This window comes from Bacteroides gallinarum DSM 18171 = JCM 13658, from assembly GCF_000374365.1.
Classification (GTDB): Bacteria; Bacteroidota; Bacteroidia; order Bacteroidales; family Bacteroidaceae; genus Bacteroides; species Bacteroides gallinarum.
In genome coordinates this window covers 1-20,686 of sequence record NZ_KB894162.1, presented here as the reverse complement: position 1 = coordinate 20,686, position 20,686 = coordinate 1, and the positions used below count along the sequence as shown (strand labels likewise).

Below are 20,686 nucleotides of genomic sequence, written 5' to 3'. Positions count from 1 at the left end.
AAATTAATCTGAATGGGAAGCGGCGCTTCTTTACTTTTCTTTTTTCTTCCCGAGCTTTTCCTGCAACTTCTGCATTAGCTCGTAGAAGTTGGGGATGTAGACCGTTGCAAGCAGTGTGTTCAGCGCCATGCCGAATACCACTGCCGCCCCGAGTGCGACACGGCTTCCCGCCCCTGCTCCGGTGGCGAACAGCAGCGGCATAACTCCCAGTACGAATGCCAGCGATGTCATCAGGATAGGACGGAGACGGATATGCCCTGCCTGGAATGCGGCGTCGCGGATGCTGTTGCCCTGTGCCCGGAAATCGCGGGCGAACTCTACAATCAGGATGCCGTTCTTGGCAGAGAGCGCCACCAGCAGGATTATACCGATTTGAGTGTAGATGCTGACCGGAGTACCCATGACATAGCATCCCAGCATCGCTCCGAGCAGTGCCACCGGTAGTCCTATAACGGCGGCAACCGGGCTGCTCCAGCTTTCGTATTGCGCGGCAAGCACGAGGAATGCCACCAACAGCGCCATGATAAAGACAACGGTGGTAGTGGTTCCTGCCTGCGTTTCCTGGTAGGCAACCGAAGTCCATTCGTAACCGAATTCGTTGCCCAGCCGGCTTTGCACCAGGTTTTCCACCTGCTTGATAGCTTCTCCCGAGCTGCTGCCCGGAGCTGCGTTGCAGGTAATGGAGGCGGTGGAATACATATTGTACCGGTTGATTTGGTCCATACCCAGCCGCTCGTCTATCTGCGTGAACGAGGAGAAGGGAACCATTGCTCCCGAGGCGTTGGGTACGCTCAGCTTCAGTACATCGTCGATGATGCGCTGTGCACGGTCACCGGCTCCCAACTTCACCTGGTAGATGCGCCCGAACTGTACGTAGTCATTTACGTATGCTTCTCCCATGTAGTAGCCCAGCGCCGTGAATACGCTGTTCAGCCCTATACCCATTAGCTGCACTTTGTCGCGGTCTATATTCAGGAAATACTGCGGGACATTCGCCTGGTACTGGCTGCTGACGGATGCCAGAGCCGGATAGTCGCGGTAATTCTCCGTAAGGGCTTCCACGGCGCGCTGCATCTCGGTAGCGCCGAGGTTGTTGCGGTCTTCCAGTTGCAATTGCAGGCCGCCGGTAGCGCCCAGTCCGGGAATGGCGGGCGGAACCATTGCAAAGACTTCGGCTTCCTGGATGCCATAAGCCTCCATGTTGAAGCGGTCTACGATAGCCGATGCGGTGTGCGCCTTCCCTTTGCGCTCGTCCCAGTTTTTCAGGACGACAAAGTAGGTGGCGGCGTTGCTCTGCTCTCCTCCGCCCATAACGGAGAAGCCGGATATGCCGATGTAGTCTTTCACCTCGGGATAGGTGTCGAGTATGGCGTTTATCTGTTTGCCCACTTCTTGCGTACGTTCCAGGCTCGATGCGGGCGGAAGCTGTACGACTGCGAGGAAGTAGCCGTCGTCTTCTTCCGGTATGAAGGTGGACGGCCATTTGACGAACAGCAGCACTGCGATTGCCGTGAATACGGCATAGGAGGCCGCGGCGGCAAAAGGTCTTTGCAGCAGGTAGTCCACTATTTTGTCGTAGGCGCCTTGTGTCTTGTCGTACAGGAAGTTGAAGCCTTTGTACAAGGGGAATTTGGAAGGCTTGGTAGGTTGTAGCATCAGTGCGCAAAGTGCCGGTGTCAGCGTTAGCGAGTTGATGCCGCTCAGTACGGTGCTGGCTGCAATGGTCAGGGCGAATTGTTTGTATAACTGCCCGGATATACCGCTGACGAGGGTGGTCGGAATAAATACAGCAAGCAACACCAGGACTACTCCCACGATAGGGCCGGTAATTTCTCCCATTGCCTCCGTTACGGCTTGCCGGGCGGTGTAGCGCCCCGTATCCAGCAGTCGCGTGGAGTTTTCTACCACTACAATGGCGTCATCCACTACGATTGCCACTGCCAGTATCAGCCCGAACAGTGTTAAGGTATTGATAGAGAAGCCGAACAGTGCCATAACCGCCAGCGTGCCGATGAGCGAAACCGGGATTGTGATGCACGGGATGATGACGGCTCTCCAGTTTTGCAGGAATAGGAAGATTACGAGTACTACCAGCAGCGTTGTTTCGAGGAAGGTTACCATGACTTCGTCGATAGAGGCATGGATAACGTCCGTGGTATCCAGCGTTACATCGTATTGCACGCCGGCGGGGAAGTTCTCGGACAGCTCTTGCATCTTGGCTTTTACTCCTTCCGATACGTCCAGCGAATTGCTGCCCGGTTGCTGGTAAATGGCAATTGCTGCTGTGGGTTTCCCGTCCAGTTGGGATACTACGCTGTAAGATGCCGAGCCGAGGTCTATATGTGCCACATCGCGCAGGCGCAGTATCTTTCCGCCGGTTTCCGTACGGAGAATGATGTTGCCGAACTCCTCGGGCGAGGTGAGCCTGCCTTTCACGGTAAGGCTGTACTGGTAGGCGTTCTTGTTGTCGCTGCCTATGGGTTGCCCTACGTTGCCGGCGCTTACCTCTACGTTTTGTGTCTGAATGGCCTGGTACACGTCTGCCGGCGAGAGGTTGCGGATGCGCATGGCGGCTGGGTCTAACCAGATGCGCATGGAGTAGTCTCCCGCTCCCATTACATTGACTGCTCCTACGCCGGGCACGCGTGTCAGTTGGTCTACGAGGTTCAGCTTGGCGTAGTTGCTGAGGTAGAGCCCGTCGTAGTCTTTATTGTCGGACTTCATCGTGAGGAACATGACGATGTTGCTGGATTGCTTCTGCACCGTAACTCCTTGTACTACTACGGGGGTGGGTAGCGATGACTGTGCCACGCTGACCCGGTTCTGCACCTGCACGGTAGCCATGTCGATGTCCGTTCCTACCGCGAAAGTAACGGTCAGCGAGTATGCTCCCGATGATGAGGAGGTGGAGGACATATAGAGCATTCCGTCTACTCCGTTGACTTGCTGCTCGATAGGGATGCCGACGGTTTGGGCTACCGTCTGCGCATTGGCTCCGGGGTATACGGCGCTTACCTGTACGGTGGGTGGGGTGATATCCGGATATTGCGCTATGGGCAGGATGCCCAGTGTAACCAGTCCTGCTACGACGATGAGTAGCGCCAGCACGGTAGCGAATATAGGACGGTCTATAAAGAACTTTGAGAACATAATTCCTTGTTTTTTTGAATATGATTATTTATTGTGCGGGTTATCGGACGGGTGTTATCCGCATGCCGTCTCTTACTTTCATGAGGGCTTTCGTTACGTAGCGTTCTTGCGGGGAGAGCCCTTGTTTTATCTGGCGCAGGCTGTCTCCTACCAGTTGCCCGGTTTCGATATGGCGGTAGCGTACTATGTCGGAGTCGTTGACTACGTAGATGTATTTGCCCAACTGGTCTGTGCCGATAGAGGCGTCGGGTATGAGTACTGCGCCTTTCTCTCTGCCGTAGGGCAGTGTGATGCTTACGTAGAGCCCACTTTTCAGGATACCTTTCGGGTTGTCCAGCCGGGCGCGTAGGTTCAGTGTTCCGGTGTTCAGGTCTACATTGGGCGAGAGGTAGTCCAGTTCTGCCGGATAGTTCAGTATTCCGTCTTGTCCCAGGCTTACATGGACGTGGCGGGTAACGCTGTCTCCTTGCTGCATCGACATGGCGAGCCATTGGTTGTCTGCTATATTGAAGTAGGAGTATAGGTGGTCGTCTTTGTAAATGGTGGCAAGCGTCACCGGCTGTACGCCGCCGCTTACGTAGCTTCCTGCATCTGCAAGGTTGCGGCTGACGGTTCCGTCAAACGGCGCCCGTACCGTACAGTAGCCCAGGTTGGTGCGTGCCGTATTCAGTGCGGCCTCGGCATTGCTTACGGCTGCCAGTGAGGTAGCTACGTTCGATTTGGACTGCAATACTTGTATCCGGCTTACGGCATCTGTTTTTACCGCTTCTTGCATCCGTGCATAGTTGTTCTGTGCATATTCCAGGTTGGCGCGCGCCGTGTGCAGTGCTGCTTCCGCCTGCCGCACATTATCTTGGTAAACGGTAGGTTCAATCTGAAAGAGTACTTGTCCCTTGCGTACCCGGCTGCCCGGTGCATAGGCTATGGTTTGCAGCGTTCCGTTGACCCTGCCTACCAGGTCTACTGTCTTTTCCGAGGTCAGGTAGCCGGGATAGTTCTTGGTTAGCGTAATGTCTTGCACGTATGGATGCGCCACGCTGATTTCCGGAGCAGGCATCGTATGTGCCGTTTCTTTTTTATTCCCGCACCCTGCCAACAACGGTAAAGCAAGCAGGGCAATGTACATTTGATTTTTCATATCTGGTTCAGTTTAGTTTTTGGTGAAAAAAAAGAATATAAGTAAAGGGGATTTATGATTTCGGGGTTATGACTTATGATTTTCACTCTATGATTCTCACTTTATGGTTTTCACTTTGCAATTTTCACTCTATGGTTTCCACTCTATGATTTTCACTTTGTGATTTTCACGTTATGGCTTTTACTTTATGATTTTCATTCTTTGATTTTCACTCTATTGGTTTTTACTTTATGGCTTCGGATTTATCATTTCTTGTCCGACTTATAAATTGGAAAACCGCCGCATTCGGATAATTAAGGTGGAAATCGTAAATCTAAAGTCTGAATCCCTAATCTTGAAGCCTAAGTCATAAGGTGAAAATCATAAATCGTGTAATCTAAAATTATAAATCATGTAATTTGAAATCATAAGTCATATAATCTAAGATTATAAATCTTCAATATAATCTGAAATCATAAATCTCCTCCCCCTCCTCCTAATGCTTTGTATAGTGAGATGAGGTTTTGCAGAGAGCTGCCTTGCGCTTGCGTCAGTTGATTTTGGTAAGTCAACAGGGAGCGGAGGGCGTCCAGGACATTTTGAAAGGGGGTTAAACCTTGTTTGTAAAGGTCTAACGACAGTTTCAATGTTTCTTCTCCCTGGTTACATACTTCGCGCAGGGCAACGATTTGCTTGATAGAATTACGGTAACTATTCATGGCGTTGTCCGTTTCTTGCACGGCTGTGAGCACGGTTTGGTTGAACTGGTGGATAGACTCGTCCAACTGTGCACGTGCCAGCCGGGTGGCATTCACCAGTTTTGTACCGCTGAATAGAGTCCAGCTAAGGCTGGGGGCTATTTCGAACGTCATGCTGTTCCGTTTGGAAAAGTCTTTCAGGTCGTGGGAGGAATAACCTACGGAGCCTTTCAGGAAAACCTGCGGCAGCCAGTCGCTTTTGGAGGCGCCGAGCAGGGCGGCCTGGGCACTGACTTGCCGTTCGGCCTGGCGGATATCGGGACGGCGGAGCAGCAGGTCGGCGGGGATGCCGATGCCTATGGGTTCCATATAGTCGGGAAGTTTACCGCCCGGTTCCAGCATGGGGCGTATGTCCTGGGGATAGGTTCCGAGCAGGATTGCCAGCGTGGTGATGTATTGGTTGATGCCTGCTTCCAGTTGCGGAATGGAGGCTTTGGTACTGTAATATACCGACTGTGCCTGTGACACGTCCAGCTTGGAGACTAATCCGGTCTTGTAGCGTACTCGGGTGATTTCGAGGACGGCAGCCTGTGTGTTGCAGTTGTGGGTTACAACGCTTAGCTCTTGCTGCAATTCGCGCAGCCCGATATAGGCCGATGCCACTTGTGCGCATAGCGAAACCTTTACGGAGGTGTATTCTTCCTTGCTGGCGGCGAAGTTTTCCCGCTGCGCTTTTACGCGTTGCCGGATGCTGCCGAATACGTCTATCTCCCAACTGGTATTGAGCGAGGCGCTGTATGCCCCGGTAATGGATTGGGGTATTTCGTTCACATTGCCGCTGCTCTGCTGGCGTGTCCAGCCCCCGTTCAGGGAAACGGAGGGGAAGAAGCTCCCCCGCTCTATCCGCCAGTTGGCCTTTGCCATGTCTATGCGGTCTATTGCCGATAGCACGGAGAAGTTCCTGGTGGATGCCGTTGTAATAAGCGAATCGAGCATCGGGTCGCCGAAGGCTTCCCACCATTTATCGTCTATGGGGAGTATCTGGCCGCTGAACAGGCGGTCGTCTCCGGGAATGGCATGGGATGTGTCGCTTCCCCAGCCTTGCGGAAGCGGATTTTCCAGGTAACGGTGGCTTTTCTGTGCCCATGCCGCAGAGGAGAAACATAGAATGAGCAGTGTGCTGCTCCAGGCTTTTATACTCATAAAAAAAGGTTTAGGTTGTTATTTCATGGGATTGATAACAACCTAAACCTTTTTTTGTTTATCGCGGTTCTTGCGGAATTTATTCAGCGTCTGCTGCTTTCTTTCTGCTTCTTGTCGGTTTTTCCTTTACCGGTTCTTCTTTGGGTTCCGGGGTGATGCCTGCCAGCTCGGGGTCTATCATGATGCGTCCGCAGTATTCGCAAACGATGATTTTCTTGCGCGAACGGATATCCAGTTGTCTTTGGGGCGGAATCTTATTGAAGCAGCCGCCGCAAGCGTCGCGTTGTACGTACACGATACCCAGCCCGTTGCGTGAGTTCTTGCGGATGCGCTTGAACGACTGGAGCAGACGGGGTTCGATTTTAGTTTCGAGCTCTTTGGCCTTGTCTCTCAACTTTTCTTCTTCCTGCTTGGTTTCGGAGACGATTTCGTCCAGTTCGTTCTTCTTTACCTCGAGGTCTTTTTGTCTTTCTTCCAGGGCGGCACTGCTCTCGGCGGCTTCTTGTGCCTTGACTTCTTCGTCGGCGGAGAATTCTTTGATTCGCTTCTCGCAGAGCTCGATTTCCAGTGTCTGGAACTCGATTTCTTTGCTCAGGAAGTCGTATTCGCGGTTGTTGCGCACGTTTTCCTGCTGCTCTTTATATTTAGCCACAGAAGCTTTGGCCGTTTCGATTTCTACTTTCTTGGTTGCGATAGCAGATTTCAGCTCGGCAACTTCCGACTGGATTCGTTCGATACGGGTGCTCAAACCGGCAATTTCGTCTTCCAGGTCTTGTACTTCCAAAGGAAGCTCGCCTCTCAACGTCTTGATTTCATCGATTTTGGACAACATGGTCTGTAATTGGAACAGGGCTTTCAGTTTCTGTTCCACTGTCAATTCCTGGGGGTCTTTTTTTGCTTCTTTAGCCATTTTAGTTACATGTATTTTATGGGATTTGTATTTACCTTGCTCTGTTGTACTTCAACATTAGGAAACAAGTCCCGGATTATTGTATAAAATATTTCTTTGGTATATTGTTCGCTTTCGTAATGCCCTATCTCCGCCAGCAGGATGTCTGTGTCGTGGCCGAAGTAGTCGTGGTACTTTATTTCGCCGGTAATAAAGACGTCTGCGCGGTTGCGTATGGCGAGGGGCATGAGGAAGGCTCCCGCACCGCCGCACAGGGCAACGGTCTGTATTTCGCGTCCGGTCAGTTTGTTATGTCTCAGGCAACCTACCTCGAAGGTTTTCTTGATGCGCTTTAGGAATTCCAGCTCCGTTTCCGGAATTTCCAGCTCACCTATAACGCCTGCTCCCGCCTGCTGCCAGGAGTTCTGCAACGGATATATGTCGAATGCCGGTTCTTCGTAGGGGTGTGCGGCGAGCAGCGCTTTGATTGCTTCTGCCTTGCGGTATGCCGGCATAATGGTTTCTATGCGTACTTCTTTCTCGCTGTGCAGTTCACCAATCTTGCCGCAATAGGGGTTGGCGCCTTCACGGGCACGGAACATCCCCACGCCTTCCACATTGTAGCTGCATGAGTCGTAGTTACCGATACAGCCGCATCCGGCGGACGACAAGGCTGCACGTACTTCTGCCGCCTGTGCCGCAGGCACGAATGTAACCAGCTTCAGCAAGGCGTTTTCTTTGGGCTCCAGTATGCGTACGTTCTTCAGTCCTATCTTCTCGGCAATCTTGAAGTTCACTCCTCCCGGCGCATTATCCAGGTTGGTGTGGGCGGAATAGATAACGAGGTCGTTCTTGATTGCTTTCAAGATGCAGCGTTCCACGTAATCTTTTCCGGTAATGGATTTGTAGCCTTTGAAGATGAGCGGATGATGCGACACAACAAGATTGTATCCCAACGCAATCGCTTCATCCAGTACGGCTTCGGTAACGTCAAGACACAACAAAGCCCCTGTTGCTTCCGCATCTGTCAATCCGATTTGCAAGCCGGCATTGTCGAAGCTGTCTTGCAATGGCAGAGGCGCGAACCGTTCAAGGGCGCTTACTATCTCCTTAATTTTCATTATCAGCAGAAAATTTGGCTGCAAATATACAAAAAAGCGGCGAACTACTGCTTACTTTTACCTTTTTTTTCTATTGTGACCGGGCGTAGCTTTCCGTAAGCGTCGAATGACTTGCGGGATGCCAGCGATATGGTTATCATCAGCGAGAGCATGGATGCCGTAAATGTGATGACCATAATCATCATCTGGTATTTGATAGCTACGTTGGGGCTGCTTCCTCCCAATATTTGTCCAATCATTGTCCCGGGAAAGGCTACCAGTCCCATAACGGAGATATTGGCTATGAGGGGGCTGAATGCTTTGATAATGGCCTGGCGGATAAAGGGTGCTTGCGCTTCGGCACGGGTAGCCCCGTTGCCGAGCAGGTAGCGGTAAAGTTGCTGTTCGCGTTTCAGCCCGCTGTAATAGGTGTTGAGGGCTATTACATTGCTGGATAGCATATTGCCCATCAGTATGCCGAAAATGGGGATGAAGTATTGTGCGCTGAATACATTTTCCAGCCGCAGTACGATGCCTATGAAGTACATCCCCACACATACTACGCTGCACAGGAAACCTACGGATATCGGCATCAGCAGTATCTTGCGTTTCAGTTGCGTGCGTGCCAGCGCTGTTTGCGAGGCTACGAGTATCATGACGATTACCCATAGGAAGTTTATCCACGGGTTGTTCCAGAGGAAAAGGTATTTCAGGTAGACGCCTATGAAGAAAAGCTGCACAATCATACGTGCCGTGCCTATAAGGGTTGCACGCAGCAGGCCGGTCTTGAATTTCCAGATATAGAATAAGGGTATCGATAGTAACAGTAACCCGATGCCCAGACTGAGGTATGATATGTCGATAGTTCCCATGCGTATGTCGGATAACTTGTTTTTATGTGTATATCGTATAATTTGTTTTTATGTATATATTGGGATAGCTTGTTTTAATGCGTATATCGTATAGTTTGTTTTTATGCATATATTGGATAACTTGTTTTTGTACGTATATCGTATAGCTTGTTTTAACGGATAAATATAAAAACCAGTATGGTTGCGGTGATAAGGCAGATGCCCAGGATAACCAGCGTCATCCGCAGGGTATGCCGCTGTTCCGTCTGTTCCTTTTTCCGGATTAGCCCGGCTATCTTTTCCATGTCCTCCGCTGTCGTATTTCGAGGCATGCCGGCACGTCCTCTATACATCTTGCCCGAACGTTCGTTAAAACGTTCCCGGCGGAGGTTGCGTAAGTCGCGGTTCTCCTTGTCGCGGCGTATCATATCGAAAACAAATCCGGCAAAACTCATGGCTCTTTCTTTATCGGTGTTATTATATACTTGTTGTATTATTATCAGTGTGTTGCGTTATTATATGCCTTATTGCATGTCAGCACTATTTATATGATGCTTATTGCATGTTATTGGGCTATTATATGCTTAATTACTTGTTATGGTGTTATTATGTGTTTATTGCGTTATTGTAGGTTTACTGTATTATATGTGTTTCCTACATTATTATGGATTTCCTACATTATTATGGTATTTATTGCATTACAATATGTTTATTGCATCCTTCGGCAAAAGCTTTGTCATGCGATACCGCCAGTACAGCGCTCCCTTTCAGGACTTGGCGGCGGAAAAAGGCGAGTACCCTTTCCGTTGAACCGGAGTCGAGTGCGGAGGTAGGTTCGTCTACCACGATTAGGGGCTTGTTAATCATGGAAGCTACGGCTATCATCATGCGCTGGCGTTGGCCGCCGGATATTTCGCCCACACGTTTATAATACAGCTCCCGTTCAAGTCCCAGTTCTTCGAAACAGCCGAATAGCCGTGCTTCCGAGAATGGGGTATTCCGGTTGGCTTTCAGGTTGAAAGGCAGTTGTATCATGTCTTTTACCCATTCCAAAGGGAGTGCCAGTTCCTGGGGAATCCAGGCCGTTTGTTTGCGGACAAGGTCTATACTGCTTTTCTCCAGCAGGATGCCGTTGACTGTGATACGGCCTTCGTTCAGAGGTACGAATCCGAGTATAGCGTTGAGCAGGGATGTTTTTCCACATCCCGACGGGCCGGAGATACTGGCGATTTCTCCTCTCTCCAGTTTCAGGTTGAAGTTGGAGAACAATATGTCGTTGCCGTATGCAATGCCGGCGTTCTCTATTTGCAGCATAGATAAATTCTTTAGTCTCTATTGCAAAGGTACGGAAAAAGATTTGCAAAGATAACTTTATACTTTTATCTTTGTGTCACTAATTAATTCATGAAAGAAAGTATGATACAGAACGAACGGGATTGCCGCCACGAACATGTGCTCGGTGTGGCAAGGCAGATGATGACTGCCGCACGGACGGCTCCCAAAGGAAAAGGCGTGGATATAATCGAGGTGGCACTGGTTACGGGTGAAGATTTGAAGAAGCTTTCGGAAAAGATGATTGCTATGGCCGAGGAGTTGGGAATGAAATTCTTTCTTCGCGATGCCGCCAATATCTTGCAGGCGGAATGCGCTGTTATAATAGGTACGCGCGAGCAGGCGCAAGGACTGAACTGTGGGCATTGCGGCTTTCCGACTTGTGCCGGACGTGCCGAAGGCGTGCCGTGTGCATTGAATACGGTCGATGTGGGGATTGCTGTCGGTTCGGCATGTGCCATGGCTGCCGATATGCGGGTAGATACCCGGGTTATGTTTTCTGCTGGGCTGGCTGCGCAGCGAATGAATTGGCTGAAAGATTGCAAGACTGTATTCGCTATTCCGGTCAGTGCGTCTTCCAAAAATCCATTCTTTGACAGGAAGCCTAAGGAAGAAAAGAAATAAGCGTATTGCCTCGCCTAAAGTTGGGATATAGAAGTGTAGAGTTGAGCTTTAGCGGCGTAGAGTTGCACTTTAGAACTCTAAAGTAGGACTTTGGAAATGTAGAATAGAGCTTTATGAAGATTGAAATTCAGGAGCGCCAGCATTCGGGTTTCATTGGTTTACTTAACGAATTTAATAACTTAGAATGATATGGGATATTTTGTCGGAATTCCACTGGGTGGAGCTACGGAAAAGGATTGCCAGGTACGTTTTGGTAAGAATATGACTTTCCAGGTGGAAACCCGTGCCCCTCACCTACCTGCGGAATGGAATTTGCAGAGCGGCATACAGCTTACATGGCCTCATGCGGATACCGATTGGGCTTATATGCTTGAGGAAGTGCAGCGATGTTTTGTTGCCATTGCTTCCGAAATAGCCAAGCGGGAGTTATTGTTGATTGTAACTCCGGAGCCGGAGGAGGTGGAAAGGCAAATCTCCGCGAAGGTCGATATGGCTAATGTCCGTTTTCTGGAATGTAAGACGAACGATACGTGGGCACGCGACCACGGGGCTATTACAATGGTGGATACGGAAGGTCCCTCCTTGCTTGATTTTACCTTTAATGGCTGGGGGCTGAAATTCGCTTCGGACAAGGACAACCGGATTACCCGGCGGGCTGTTGAAGCCGGAATATTGAAAGGACGGTATGTAAACCGTTTGGGATTTGTGTTGGAGGGCGGTTCCATTGAGAGTGACGGCATGGGAACGTTGCTTACCACTTCGGAATGCTTGCTGTCGCCCAACCGTAACGGCCAGTTGAATAAGGTGGAGATAGAGGAATATCTCCGTTCTGTCTTTCACCTCGAACGGGTGCTTTGGCTGGAGCACGGTTACCTGGCTGGAGACGATACGGATAGCCATATAGATACGCTTGCCCGTTTTTGCTCGCCGGATACGATAGCTTACGTGCAGTGCCGGGATGTGGACGACGAGCATTATGAGGAGCTGCATCGAATGGAGGAGCAACTGAAAACTTTCCGTACATTGAGCGGAGAGCCTTACCGCCTGTTGGCGTTGCCAATGGCGGATAAGATTGTGGAGGAGGGCGAAAGGCTGCCTGCTACATATGCCAATTTCCTGATAATGAATGAGGCGGTACTGTATCCTACTTATAATCAGCCGGAAAACGACAGGCGTGCCAAAGAGGTGTTGCAGGAGGCTTTTCCCAATCATGAGATTGTGGGCATAGACTGCAGGGCATTGATAAAACAGCATGGTTCGCTGCACTGTGTCACGATGCAATATCCAGTGGGGGTAATCAAATAACGAAGGATGATTATGAGACTGATTTTCTTATCAGTTTTGGTTTTGATAGTGGTAGCGATACATATTTTAGCTGCTGTATTTCCCGGTGTCCGCAATTATATCGTAAATCGTAAAATAGTATATATCTGCTTTACCGGTCTGCATATTGCTGCCTTTTTACAGATTTCCCGGTATCTCTTTGTGGAGAAATGGCATATGGCTGTTTATGGTGAGATTTTGACTCTCATCGTTCCGCTAATAACATTGTTCTTTTTAAGCAAGTTCAGTAAAATTAAGTAAGTTCAGCAAAATAAAATAAACGGATATAGAATATAGATTATGAGAAAAATAAAAGTAGGCATCATACAGCAGGCCAATGTGGCGGATATGCGTATCAATCTGATGAATCTGGCTAAGAGTATCGAGGCATGTGTCGCTCACGGCGCTCAGTTGGTGGTGTTGCAGGAACTGCATAATTCCCTTTACTTCTGCCAGACGGAGAATACCCAATTGTTTGATTTGGCGGAACCTATTCCCGGGCCGTCTACCGGTTTTTATTCGGAATTGGCTGCTGCCAACCGTATTGTGTTGGTAACCTCGCTGTTCGAAAAGCGCGCTCCGGGTTTGTATCATAATACGGCTGTCGTTTTCGAGCGCGACGGGAGCATTGCCGGGAAATACCGCAAGATGCACATTCCCGACGACCCTGCATATTATGAGAAGTTCTATTTCACTCCCGGTGATTTGGGCTTCGAGCCGATACAGACTTCTCTTGGAAAGTTGGGTGTGCTGGTGTGCTGGGACCAATGGTATCCCGAAGCCGCACGTCTTATGGCACTGAAAGGAGCCGAATTATTGATTTATCCTACCGCTATCGGCTGGGAAAGCAGCGATACGGACGATGAAAAAGCCCGCCAGCTCAATGCCTGGATTATTTCGCAGCGCGGACATGCGGTGGCTAACGGTCTTCCTGTTATTTCGGTGAACCGTGTGGGGCATGAGCCAGACCCTTCCATGCAGACGAACGGCATTCAGTTTTGGGGAAACAGTTTTGTAGCCGGACCGCAAGGTGAGTTCCTGGCACAAGCCGGCAATGACCGTCCGGAGAATATCGTGGTGGAAATAGATATGGAGCGTTCGGAGAATGTACGCCGTTGGTGGCCGTTCCTTCGCGACCGCCGGATTGATGCTTATGAGGGATTGACGAAGCGGTTTTTGGATTAAGGAGGGAGGATAAGGTATTACTTGAAAGTTACTTTCTTGTTCATCAGGAAATTGACTCCGCCATATACAAACAACCCTAAGAACTGTGAGAGGTATTCATCGCAGTTCAGCCCTTCCACCAATCCGATAAGGAAAAGGAATTGTGCGCCGTAGGCCATTCCGAAAGCTATGGAAAAGAGCAGCACTTGTCGCCAAGCGTTGCTCTTTTTTTCTGTGGGGAATATCCAATACTTACACCAGATAAAGTTATGGGTCTGTGCCAGTATATATGCGGTTACATTGGAGAGCATGTAATTAATGTCCAACTCATCCATCATTATCCAGATAGTGATAGCTGTTATCAAGGCGTTTAGCGTGCCGATTACAGCAAAACGGAAAATGCGCGTGGACTCTTTCACTCTCTCTCCTGCTCTCTCTTGTTTTTATTCTTTTACCTCCACAATAAGATTCAGCTCATCCAATTGTTTCTGGTCGATAGCCGAAGGGGCATCTAGCATGACATCGCGGCCGGAGTTGTTCTTCGGGAATGCAATGCAGTCGCGGATGCTGTCCAGACCGGCAAAGATGCTTACCCAACGGTCGAGGCCGTATGCCAGACCGCCGTGAGGGGGTGCTCCGAATTTGAAGGCATTCATCAGGAAGCCGAACTGTTCTTCCGCTTTCTCCGGTGTAAATCCCAGTATCTCGAACATCTTGGCTTGTAATTGCGCGTCGTGGATACGGATAGAACCGCCGCCCACCTCGATGCCGTTGCATACCATATCGTAAGCATCGGCGCGGACTGCCGCCGGATTGGTGTCCAGCAAAGGTATATCCTCCTCTTTGGGATGAGTAAACGGATGATGCATAGCCATTAGGCGTCCTTCCTCCTCGCTCCATTCGAACATCGGGAAGTCTACCACCCAAAGCAGTGCGAACTTGTTCTTGTCGCGTAATCCCAGTTGGTTACCCATTTCAAGACGCAACTCGTTCAGTTGCTTGCGGGTTTTCATTATATCGTCGCCGCTCAAAATCAAAATCAGGTCGCCGGGTTTTGCACCGAAGGCCGCTTTCATTTCCTGTAGAACTTCTTGCGTATAGAACTTATCCACACTCGATTTTACAGTACCGTCAGCCTCCACACGGGCATATACCATTCCTTTTGCTCCGATTTGCGGTTTCTTTACGAACTCAGTCAGGGCATCCAGTTGCTTACGGGTGTAGGTTGCGGCGCCCTCGGCACAGATACCGCCGATGTATGCCGCATTGTCGAATACCTGGAAGCCGTGGCCTTTCATGATATCCATTAGCTCTACGAACTTCATACCGAAGCGGAGGTCGGGCTTGTCGCTTCCGTAGTATTTCATCGCATCCGCCCACGGCATCCGCTGGAACGGTTCTGTCAACTCGACACCGCGGATTTCCTTGAAAAGGTATTTTGCCATACCTTCAAAAAGCTCGATTACATCGTCTTGCTGTACAAATGACATCTCGCAGTCTATCTGCGTGAACTCCGGCTGGCGGTCGGCACGCAGGTCTTCATCGCGGAAGCACTTGGCAATCTGGAAATAACGGTCGAAGCCGGAAACCATAAGCAATTGTTTCAACGTTTGCGGGCTCTGCGGCAATGCATAGAATTGTCCCGGATTCATACGTGAGGGAACTACGAAATCGCGTGCACCTTCCGGCGTGGAGCCGATGAGGAGCGGGGTTTCCACTTCGATAAATCCTTTGCTGTCCAGGTATTTGCGGACTTCGATTGTCATTTTATGGCGTAACTCCAGATTTTTGCGCACTGTGGCACGGCGCAAATCCAGATAACGGTATTTCATACGGATGTCGTCGCCGCCGTCCGTATTGTCTTCGATTGTGAAGGGCGGGGTTAAGGCGGAGTTCAGCACGTTAAGCTCCGAAACGATGATTTCGATATCTCCGGTAGGGATATTCTTGTTTTTGCTGAAACGCTCGTTTACCGTTCCCGTTATTTGGATTACGAATTCACGTCCCAAATGGTTGGCTTGTCCGCAAAGCTCGGCGTCTACTTCTTCATTGAATACTAATTGGGTAATTCCGTAACGGTCGCGGAGGTCTATGAATGTCATACCTCCCATTTTACGGCTACGCTGTACCCAACCTGCCAGCGTCACTTGCTTATTAACGTCGGAGATACGCAATTCTCCGCAGGTGTGTGTTCTATACATCTTATATTTACTTATTTTACAGTTTACCATTTACTATCCGGCCGCACAGTATCGGTGTGTCATAGCCAAAAGCGGATAAATATTGTGCAAAAATACATAAAACATATTACAGAGGTATCAAAACAGAAGAGTTTTATTAAAAAAAAATAGCTTGATACGGCAGTATGACGGCCATTGTTAATCTTTAAATATCTTCCGGACAATCTCGTATGAGGTCAGTTCTTCCTGAGTCTTTTTATTTGTTCCTTACCTTTGTTCAATATCATCTTGTTCGTATGGGTGATGTCCTCCATTATAGCACCATTTATTTGTTTCAGGCCGTTGATGTAGTCCTGGGCGCGTTGCAATACGTTCGAGCTGTCTTTTTCGGCATTTCTGGGCACAATGACCTGCAAACCTCTCTTGATGATATTTACATCTATGTTCTCTCCCATCATCATCGGGTCGCCGTCGAAGTGTATCACTCCCGGCTTGGAACGGTGGATACGGAGTGTTTTGCAACGGAAAGTCTTTATGCGGCTGTTCTGGTCGATAGTTTTATTGAACAACTGGAATGATAATGCCGGTACGTCCAGTACGGTAAACGGTTCCAGGATAGTGACGTCCAGCAAACCGTCGTTCAACGTTGCCTGCGGAGTGATATAGGCATTGTTGCCGTATTGCGAGGCATTTCCGCATGCTATCAGGAAGGCTTTGTACCGTAAAGTGCTTCCGTCCATTTCCAACTCGTATGTTTCCGGCTTGTACTTCAAGCTTTCGAGAAGCGTCTTTTCCAGGTATATGAGGGGGCCTCTCCTGCCCGCTTTTGAAAACTGTAGGCTGACAAACGCATCGAACCCCACTCCGCAAGTACAGAAAAAGGGAACATCGTTGATTTTGCCGTAATCGATAATGTCTATCAATCCTTCGTTGATGATGTCTATCGCCTTCTTGGCTTCCATAGGAATCTGCAAATGGCGTGCAAGCCCGTTTCCGGAACCGCAGGGGATGATGCCCAATGCCGTTTTCGTATGCACCAGCGACCGGGCTATTTCGTTGATTGTTCCGTCTCCGCCGATAGCGATGACAGCGAAAACCCCTTCCTCCGCTTTGCGGGCGGCTATTTCCACGGCGTGCCCTGCCCGTTCCGTATAGACAACTTCGGATATGTACCGGTCTTTATCCATTTTTTCATCCAGCCATTTCAATATTTGCTCCTTACCCTGCGTACCGGATATGGGATTTATTATAAATGATATTTTCTTTTTACTGTCGTCCATTCAAACGGATATTACTATGAGGTTTTCTTTCATGCAAAAGTAATATAAATCCTTCAATTTTTAACCATATGAATCTCTTAAAACGAGTTAGAGTAGTTTTTTTGGAGTAAATGGAACATATAACAACATATTTTGCTATCTTTGCCCCCTGTTTTTAAGAAGTCGTTTTAATAGAATTAAATATTCATCATATAAAAGACATTTCATGGGTTTACTACAAGACAAATTCGCGAAATATGATTTGCCGCAGCAGTTTATGGCAAAAGGGGTATATCCTTATTTCCGCACAATTAACAGCCACCAGGATACAGAGGTGATGATGGATGGCAAAAAGGTCCTGATGTTCGGTTCGAACGCCTATATGGGGCTGACATACGATAAAAGAATCATCGACGCTTCGATAGCCGCTACTGAAAAATATGGTACGGGCTGTGCCGGTTCCCGCTTTCTGAATGGTACTCTTGATATACATGTCGAACTGGAGAAAGAATTGGCAGAATTCGTCGGGAAAGACGAGGCGCTTTGCTTTTCTACCGGCTTTACTGTCAATGAAGGCATCATCCCCGCAGTGGTGGGACGCGGCGACTACATCATCTGCGACGACCGCGACCATGCCTCTATCGTAGACGGACGCCGCCTTTCATTCGCCACGCAACTGAAGTATAAGCACAATGATATGGAGGACCTTGAAAAGGAGCTCCAGAAGTGCGAGCCGGATGCCGTAAAGCTGATTGTCGTAGACGGTGTGTTCTCAATGGAGGGCGATTTGGCAAATCTGCCGGAGATAGTACGCCTGAAAAAGAAATATAACGCCAGCATTTACGTAGACGAGGCTCACGGGCTGGGCGTGTTCGGCAAGCAGGGACGTGGCGTATGCGACCATTTCGGGGTTACGGAAGATGTAGACCTGATTATGGGCACATTCAGCAAGTCGCTGGCCTCTATCGGCGGTTTCATTGCCGGCGACAAAGAGGTTATCAATTGGCTGCGCCATAATGCCCGTTCATATATATTCCAGGCAAGCAGCACGCCGGGAGCAACGGCGGCAGCCCGCGAGGCTCTCCATATTATTAAATCCGAGCCGGAACGTATCCAACGCCTGTGGGATATAACCAATTACGCTTTGAAGAGTTTCCGCGATGCCGGCTTTGAGATTGGCGAAACCGAGTCACCTATCATACCTCTGTATGTACGCGATACGGAAAAGACGTTCGTAGTAACAAAAATGGCTTTTGACGAAGGCATCTTCATCAATCCGGTCATTCCGCCTGCATGCGCTCCTCAAGACACATTGGTGCGTGTGGCATTAATGGCTACCCATACTAAGGAGCAGGTAGATTATGCCGTGGAGAAACTTACCAAATGCTTTAAGGCATTGGGAGTAATCGGGTAAAAGAACCGCTTCGGGACAAAGAGATACGAAACCGTTTAATCGCTTTTCCGGTTAAACGGTTTTCTTTTTTTAATAATCCATTTAAACAAATCGAATGACATGAAAAAACGAGCTTTTGTTTCCGCTGTTATCGCTATAGTATGCGGAATGGCTGTCTGTACTACAAGTGCTTATGCACAATTTAAAATTGGCGGTAAGAAAATAAATGTAGGCAAGGTCGTTCAGGCCGGGAGCGATGCCGCCAAAGCCATAACACTCTCGGATGCGGATATTGCAGCTATGAGCAAGGAATATATGCAGTGGATGGATGCCCATAACCCTTTGACAAAACCGGACTCCGAGTATGGCAAACGTTTGGAGAAGCTGACCGGGCATATCAAGGAAGTAGACGGCTTGAAGGTGAATTTCGGCGTTTATGAAGTTGTCGATGTAAATGCTTTTGCTTGCGGTGACGGCAGTGTACGCATCTGCGCCGGATTAATGGATATTATGACAGACGACGAAGTAATGGCGGTGGTAGGTCACGAGATAGGCCATGTAATCCATACCGACTCCAAGGATGCAATGAAGAATGCCTATCTTCGCTCGGCAGTGAAAAATGCTGCGGGAGCTGCAAGTTCTACCGTATCCAATCTGACCGATTCCGAACTGGGCGCTATGGCAGAAGCTTTGGCGGGTGCGCAATTCTCCCAAAAGCAGGAAACCGCGGCAGACGATTACGGTTTTGAATTCTCTATAAAGCACGATTTAGACCCGTATGCCATGTATAACGCTTTGAATAAGTTGCTGGAACTCTCGGCGGAGTCTCCGAAAGAATCCAAATTCCAGAAGCTGTTCTCCTCTCATCCGGATACGGCAAAGCGTGTGGCGCGTGCCAAGGAAAAGGCCGATGAATACATGAAAAATAAGCAATAAGAAACTATATCCTCTCGGATATGGGTTAAATAGGTCGTATCCGAATCCGCCACAGCTTACACGAACTCGTGCAGATTGAAATTAAATAATTGATTATCAAGATAAATAATCTGTGCGAACTCGTGTAAGCTGTGGTGGATTCAGATACGACCTATCCCCTTTCATATGCAAGGATGAAATATTCTTTTGTTTCGATTTTCCAGTTTTTGTTGTCCGTTTGCTTTGATATTGATTTTATTTTAGTATGTTTGTTGCCATTATTAATGAAAAGCACAACATTTGAATGAAAAAGCAAGACTACCTTTTCGTTTCTATCCTGATTGTAATTTTTTTACCCTTCTTTGTGAGCGATGCCGTTTACGGCTGGTATAAATCGTTCAATGCGGTGCATGGCATGGTAATGAGTTTCCTGAAATTCAGGGTTCTTGCTACACTGGGCGAGATGCTGGGGCTTCGTATCAGTGTCGGGGTATATAACAGAAAAGGCTTTGGAATACTTTCCCGTGCAGTTGTATGGGGGCTTTTGGGCATGGGAATCAACATGGCGATAATTATCTTCTCTAAAGGCGTGCCGCAATTTATGGAATATATGGGAATGGCAAACGCTTCGGCTATAATTAACGGAGAGTTCTGCTTGAATAAGCTATGGATTGCTTTGGCTATATCCGTTGCCATGAATACAATCTTTGCCCCTGTGTTTATGACCTTTCATAAGATAACGGATACGCATATCCTGAATTGCGGCGGCTCGCTTCGCAGCCTTGTCACCCCTATTCCGATGACTCGTATCATTACGCACTTGAACTGGGATGCACAATGGAATTTCGTTTTTAAGAAAACGATTCCCTTCTTCTGGTATCCGGCACATACCGTTACTTTCCTGTTACCGGGAGAAGTCAGGGTGTTGTTTGCGGCTATCTTGGGCGTTGTTCTCGGCGTGTTGCTGGCTATCGCTGCAAGGATGAAATAGTATTGCCCGGCGGAGATAATCTTTTGAAGATATTCCAAGTTCGTACATTTAGGTTTTGGCTTATTCCTCTGGAAATCCTAAAACTTAGGATTTACTGGTATTCCCAAACTTCGGTATTTCTTTTTTCCGTCTTTACCGATACGAAGCATTAGAGGAGAGGCGCATTAGATAGAGCTTTGGATTTGTAACAAACCACTGAAATTGTAGCATCCATGTTCGTTTTTGGTTTAACTCTCGGTTTAATTCAGGGTCAACGTAAAAATCTGAGGAGTATATCTGATAAAATCTTATCTTTGCCTGCAACAACAGCACAGTAATTATGGAAGCTAACGGTTATCGTCTCCTTCTTCCCGAAGGGATATTGGATTATTTCAACATTTCCGATGTAAAGGAAAGCAGTAGTGAAATCGTGATTTACCTGGAAGAGAAAAATGAGCTTCCCGGTGAGTATTCGAATGTCAAAGTGGAAAGCAAAGGCTTCTACGCTCCTGTGGTGG

At 48.7% G+C, this 20,686-nt stretch carries 19 protein-coding genes; 8 read left to right on the top strand and 11 right to left on the bottom strand.

The genetic code is table 11. The annotated features are described in order from the left end of the window. Nucleotides 1-30 precede the first annotated feature (30 nt). The 8 genes from C233_RS0118605 to C233_RS0118570 form a co-directional block, all read right to left on the bottom strand. A complete protein-coding gene (locus tag C233_RS0118605) occupies nt 31-3,150 on the bottom strand; it encodes an efflux RND transporter permease subunit (protein WP_018669041.1) in 3,120 nt (1,039 codons plus the stop codon). Nucleotides 3,151-3,190: 40 nt separating this feature from the next. Beyond that, nucleotides 3,191-4,288, bottom strand: a complete 1,098-nt coding sequence (locus C233_RS0118600) for an efflux RND transporter periplasmic adaptor subunit (RefSeq protein ID WP_026314923.1) — start codon at nt 4,286-4,288, stop codon at nt 3,191-3,193. 452 nt (nt 4,289-4,740) lie between these two features. Then, nucleotides 4,741-6,168: an efflux transporter outer membrane subunit gene (locus C233_RS0118595; RefSeq protein ID WP_018669039.1), complete on the bottom strand. Its 1,428-nt coding sequence runs from the start codon at nt 6,166-6,168 to the stop codon at nt 4,741-4,743. A gap of 79 nt (nt 6,169-6,247) precedes the next feature. Continuing rightward, on the bottom strand, nt 6,248-7,078 hold the full coding sequence (locus tag C233_RS0118590; protein ID WP_018669038.1) for a zinc ribbon domain-containing protein: 831 nt from the start codon (nt 7,076-7,078) through the stop codon (nt 6,248-6,250). Between the two features lie 5 nt (nt 7,079-7,083). Then, a complete protein-coding gene (locus C233_RS0118585; protein WP_018669037.1) occupies nt 7,084-8,178 on the bottom strand; it encodes a Nif3-like dinuclear metal center hexameric protein in 1,095 nt (364 codons plus the stop codon). Nucleotides 8,179-8,222: 44 nt separating this feature from the next. Continuing rightward, entirely contained in the window at nt 8,223-9,029 is an 807-nt protein-coding gene (locus tag C233_RS0118580; RefSeq protein ID WP_018669036.1) for an ABC transporter permease, read from the bottom strand. A gap of 152 nt (nt 9,030-9,181) precedes the next feature. Continuing rightward, nucleotides 9,182-9,463: a hypothetical protein gene (locus tag C233_RS0118575; protein WP_018669035.1), complete on the bottom strand. Its 282-nt coding sequence runs from the start codon at nt 9,461-9,463 to the stop codon at nt 9,182-9,184. 235 nt (nt 9,464-9,698) lie between these two features. Further along, nucleotides 9,699-10,322 (bottom strand): ABC transporter ATP-binding protein, encoded by a 624-nt coding sequence (locus C233_RS0118570; protein WP_018669034.1) that lies wholly within the window; start codon nt 10,320-10,322, stop codon nt 9,699-9,701. Between the two features lie 102 nt (nt 10,323-10,424). Here C233_RS0118570 and C233_RS0118565 point away from each other — a divergent pair, with 102 nt between their 5' ends. The 4 genes from C233_RS0118565 (at nt 10,425) to C233_RS0118550 (ending at nt 13,472) form a co-directional block, all read left to right on the top strand. Further along, on the top strand, nt 10,425-10,964 hold the full coding sequence (locus C233_RS0118565) for a ferredoxin domain-containing protein (RefSeq protein ID WP_018669033.1): 540 nt from the start codon (nt 10,425-10,427) through the stop codon (nt 10,962-10,964). Nucleotides 10,965-11,153: 189 nt separating this feature from the next. Next, nucleotides 11,154-12,269, top strand: coding sequence for an agmatine deiminase family protein (locus C233_RS0118560; RefSeq protein WP_018669032.1), 1,116 nt, complete (start codon nt 11,154-11,156; stop codon nt 12,267-12,269). A gap of 12 nt (nt 12,270-12,281) precedes the next feature. Then, on the top strand, nt 12,282-12,548 hold the full coding sequence (locus C233_RS0118555; RefSeq protein WP_018669031.1) for a hypothetical protein: 267 nt from the start codon (nt 12,282-12,284) through the stop codon (nt 12,546-12,548). A gap of 39 nt (nt 12,549-12,587) precedes the next feature. Continuing rightward, complete coding sequence (locus tag C233_RS0118550; RefSeq protein ID WP_018669030.1) at nt 12,588-13,472, top strand: carbon-nitrogen hydrolase; 885 nt, start codon at nt 12,588-12,590, stop codon at nt 13,470-13,472. 17 nt (nt 13,473-13,489) lie between these two features. Here the strand turns inward: C233_RS0118550 and C233_RS0118545 are convergent, their stop codons facing one another. The 3 genes from C233_RS0118545 to C233_RS0118535 all read right to left on the bottom strand — a co-directional run bounded on the left by C233_RS0118545 (nt 13,490) and on the right by C233_RS0118535 (nt 16,911). Then, nucleotides 13,490-13,870 (bottom strand): GtrA family protein, encoded by a 381-nt coding sequence (locus tag C233_RS0118545; RefSeq protein ID WP_018669029.1) that lies wholly within the window; start codon nt 13,868-13,870, stop codon nt 13,490-13,492. A gap of 24 nt (nt 13,871-13,894) precedes the next feature. Continuing rightward, nucleotides 13,895-15,652, bottom strand: coding sequence for an aspartate--tRNA ligase (gene aspS, locus C233_RS0118540; protein ID WP_025069117.1), 1,758 nt, complete (start codon nt 15,650-15,652; stop codon nt 13,895-13,897). Between the two features lie 215 nt (nt 15,653-15,867). Beyond that, nucleotides 15,868-16,911 (bottom strand): diacylglycerol/lipid kinase family protein, encoded by a 1,044-nt coding sequence (locus C233_RS0118535; protein ID WP_018669027.1) that lies wholly within the window; start codon nt 16,909-16,911, stop codon nt 15,868-15,870. Between the two features lie 205 nt (nt 16,912-17,116). Here C233_RS0118535 and spt point away from each other — a divergent pair, with 205 nt between their 5' ends. The 4 genes from spt to C233_RS25195 all read left to right on the top strand — a co-directional run. Beyond that, entirely contained in the window at nt 17,117-18,304 is a 1,188-nt protein-coding gene (spt, locus tag C233_RS0118530) for a serine palmitoyltransferase (RefSeq protein WP_018669026.1), read from the top strand. Nucleotides 18,305-18,451: 147 nt separating this feature from the next. Continuing rightward, nucleotides 18,452-19,219 (top strand): M48 family metallopeptidase, encoded by a 768-nt coding sequence (locus C233_RS0118525; RefSeq protein ID WP_373278753.1) that lies wholly within the window; start codon nt 18,452-18,454, stop codon nt 19,217-19,219. 283 nt (nt 19,220-19,502) lie between these two features. Continuing rightward, complete coding sequence (locus C233_RS0118515; RefSeq protein ID WP_018669024.1) at nt 19,503-20,189, top strand: hypothetical protein; 687 nt, start codon at nt 19,503-19,505, stop codon at nt 20,187-20,189. A gap of 319 nt (nt 20,190-20,508) precedes the next feature. Further along, nucleotides 20,509-20,686, top strand: a 178-nt coding sequence (locus C233_RS25195) for an ISAon1 family transposase N-terminal region protein (protein WP_018669023.1), incomplete at its 3' end; no start/stop codon positions are given.

Excerpts from the sequence above, each read along its gene's own strand:
- C233_RS0118525 (WP_373278753.1), top strand. The coding sequence starts at position 18,452 with ATGGCTGTCTGTACTACAAGTGCTTATGCACAATTTAAAATTGGCGGT.
- C233_RS0118575 (WP_018669035.1), bottom strand. The coding sequence starts at position 9,463 with ATGAGTTTTGCCGGATTTGTTTTCGATATGATACGCCGCGACAAGGAG.
- C233_RS0118605 (WP_018669041.1), bottom strand. The coding sequence starts at position 3,150 with ATGTTCTCAAAGTTCTTTATAGACCGTCCTATATTCGCTACCGTGCTG.
- C233_RS0118590 (WP_018669038.1), bottom strand. The coding sequence starts at position 7,078 with ATGGCTAAAGAAGCAAAAAAAGACCCCCAGGAATTGACAGTGGAACAG.
- C233_RS0118550 (WP_018669030.1), top strand. The coding sequence starts at position 12,588 with ATGAGAAAAATAAAAGTAGGCATCATACAGCAGGCCAATGTGGCGGAT.
- C233_RS0118585 (WP_018669037.1), bottom strand. The coding sequence starts at position 8,178 with ATGAAAATTAAGGAGATAGTAAGCGCCCTTGAACGGTTCGCGCCTCTG.
- C233_RS0118595 (WP_018669039.1), bottom strand. The coding sequence starts at position 6,168 with ATGAGTATAAAAGCCTGGAGCAGCACACTGCTCATTCTATGTTTCTCC.
- aspS (WP_025069117.1), bottom strand. The coding sequence starts at position 15,652 with ATGTATAGAACACACACCTGCGGAGAATTGCGTATCTCCGACGTTAAT.
- C233_RS0118600 (WP_026314923.1), bottom strand. The coding sequence starts at position 4,288 with ATGAAAAATCAAATGTACATTGCCCTGCTTGCTTTACCGTTGTTGGCA.
- C233_RS0118515 (WP_018669024.1), top strand. The coding sequence starts at position 19,503 with ATGAAAAAGCAAGACTACCTTTTCGTTTCTATCCTGATTGTAATTTTT.
- C233_RS0118560 (WP_018669032.1), top strand. The coding sequence starts at position 11,154 with ATGGGATATTTTGTCGGAATTCCACTGGGTGGAGCTACGGAAAAGGAT.
- C233_RS0118565 (WP_018669033.1), top strand. The coding sequence starts at position 10,425 with ATGATACAGAACGAACGGGATTGCCGCCACGAACATGTGCTCGGTGTG.
- C233_RS0118570 (WP_018669034.1), bottom strand. The coding sequence starts at position 10,322 with ATGCTGCAAATAGAGAACGCCGGCATTGCATACGGCAACGACATATTG.
- C233_RS0118555 (WP_018669031.1), top strand. The coding sequence starts at position 12,282 with ATGAGACTGATTTTCTTATCAGTTTTGGTTTTGATAGTGGTAGCGATA.
- C233_RS0118535 (WP_018669027.1), bottom strand. The coding sequence starts at position 16,911 with ATGGACGACAGTAAAAAGAAAATATCATTTATAATAAATCCCATATCC.
- C233_RS0118580 (WP_018669036.1), bottom strand. The coding sequence starts at position 9,029 with ATGGGAACTATCGACATATCATACCTCAGTCTGGGCATCGGGTTACTG.
- spt (WP_018669026.1), top strand. The coding sequence starts at position 17,117 with ATGGGTTTACTACAAGACAAATTCGCGAAATATGATTTGCCGCAGCAG.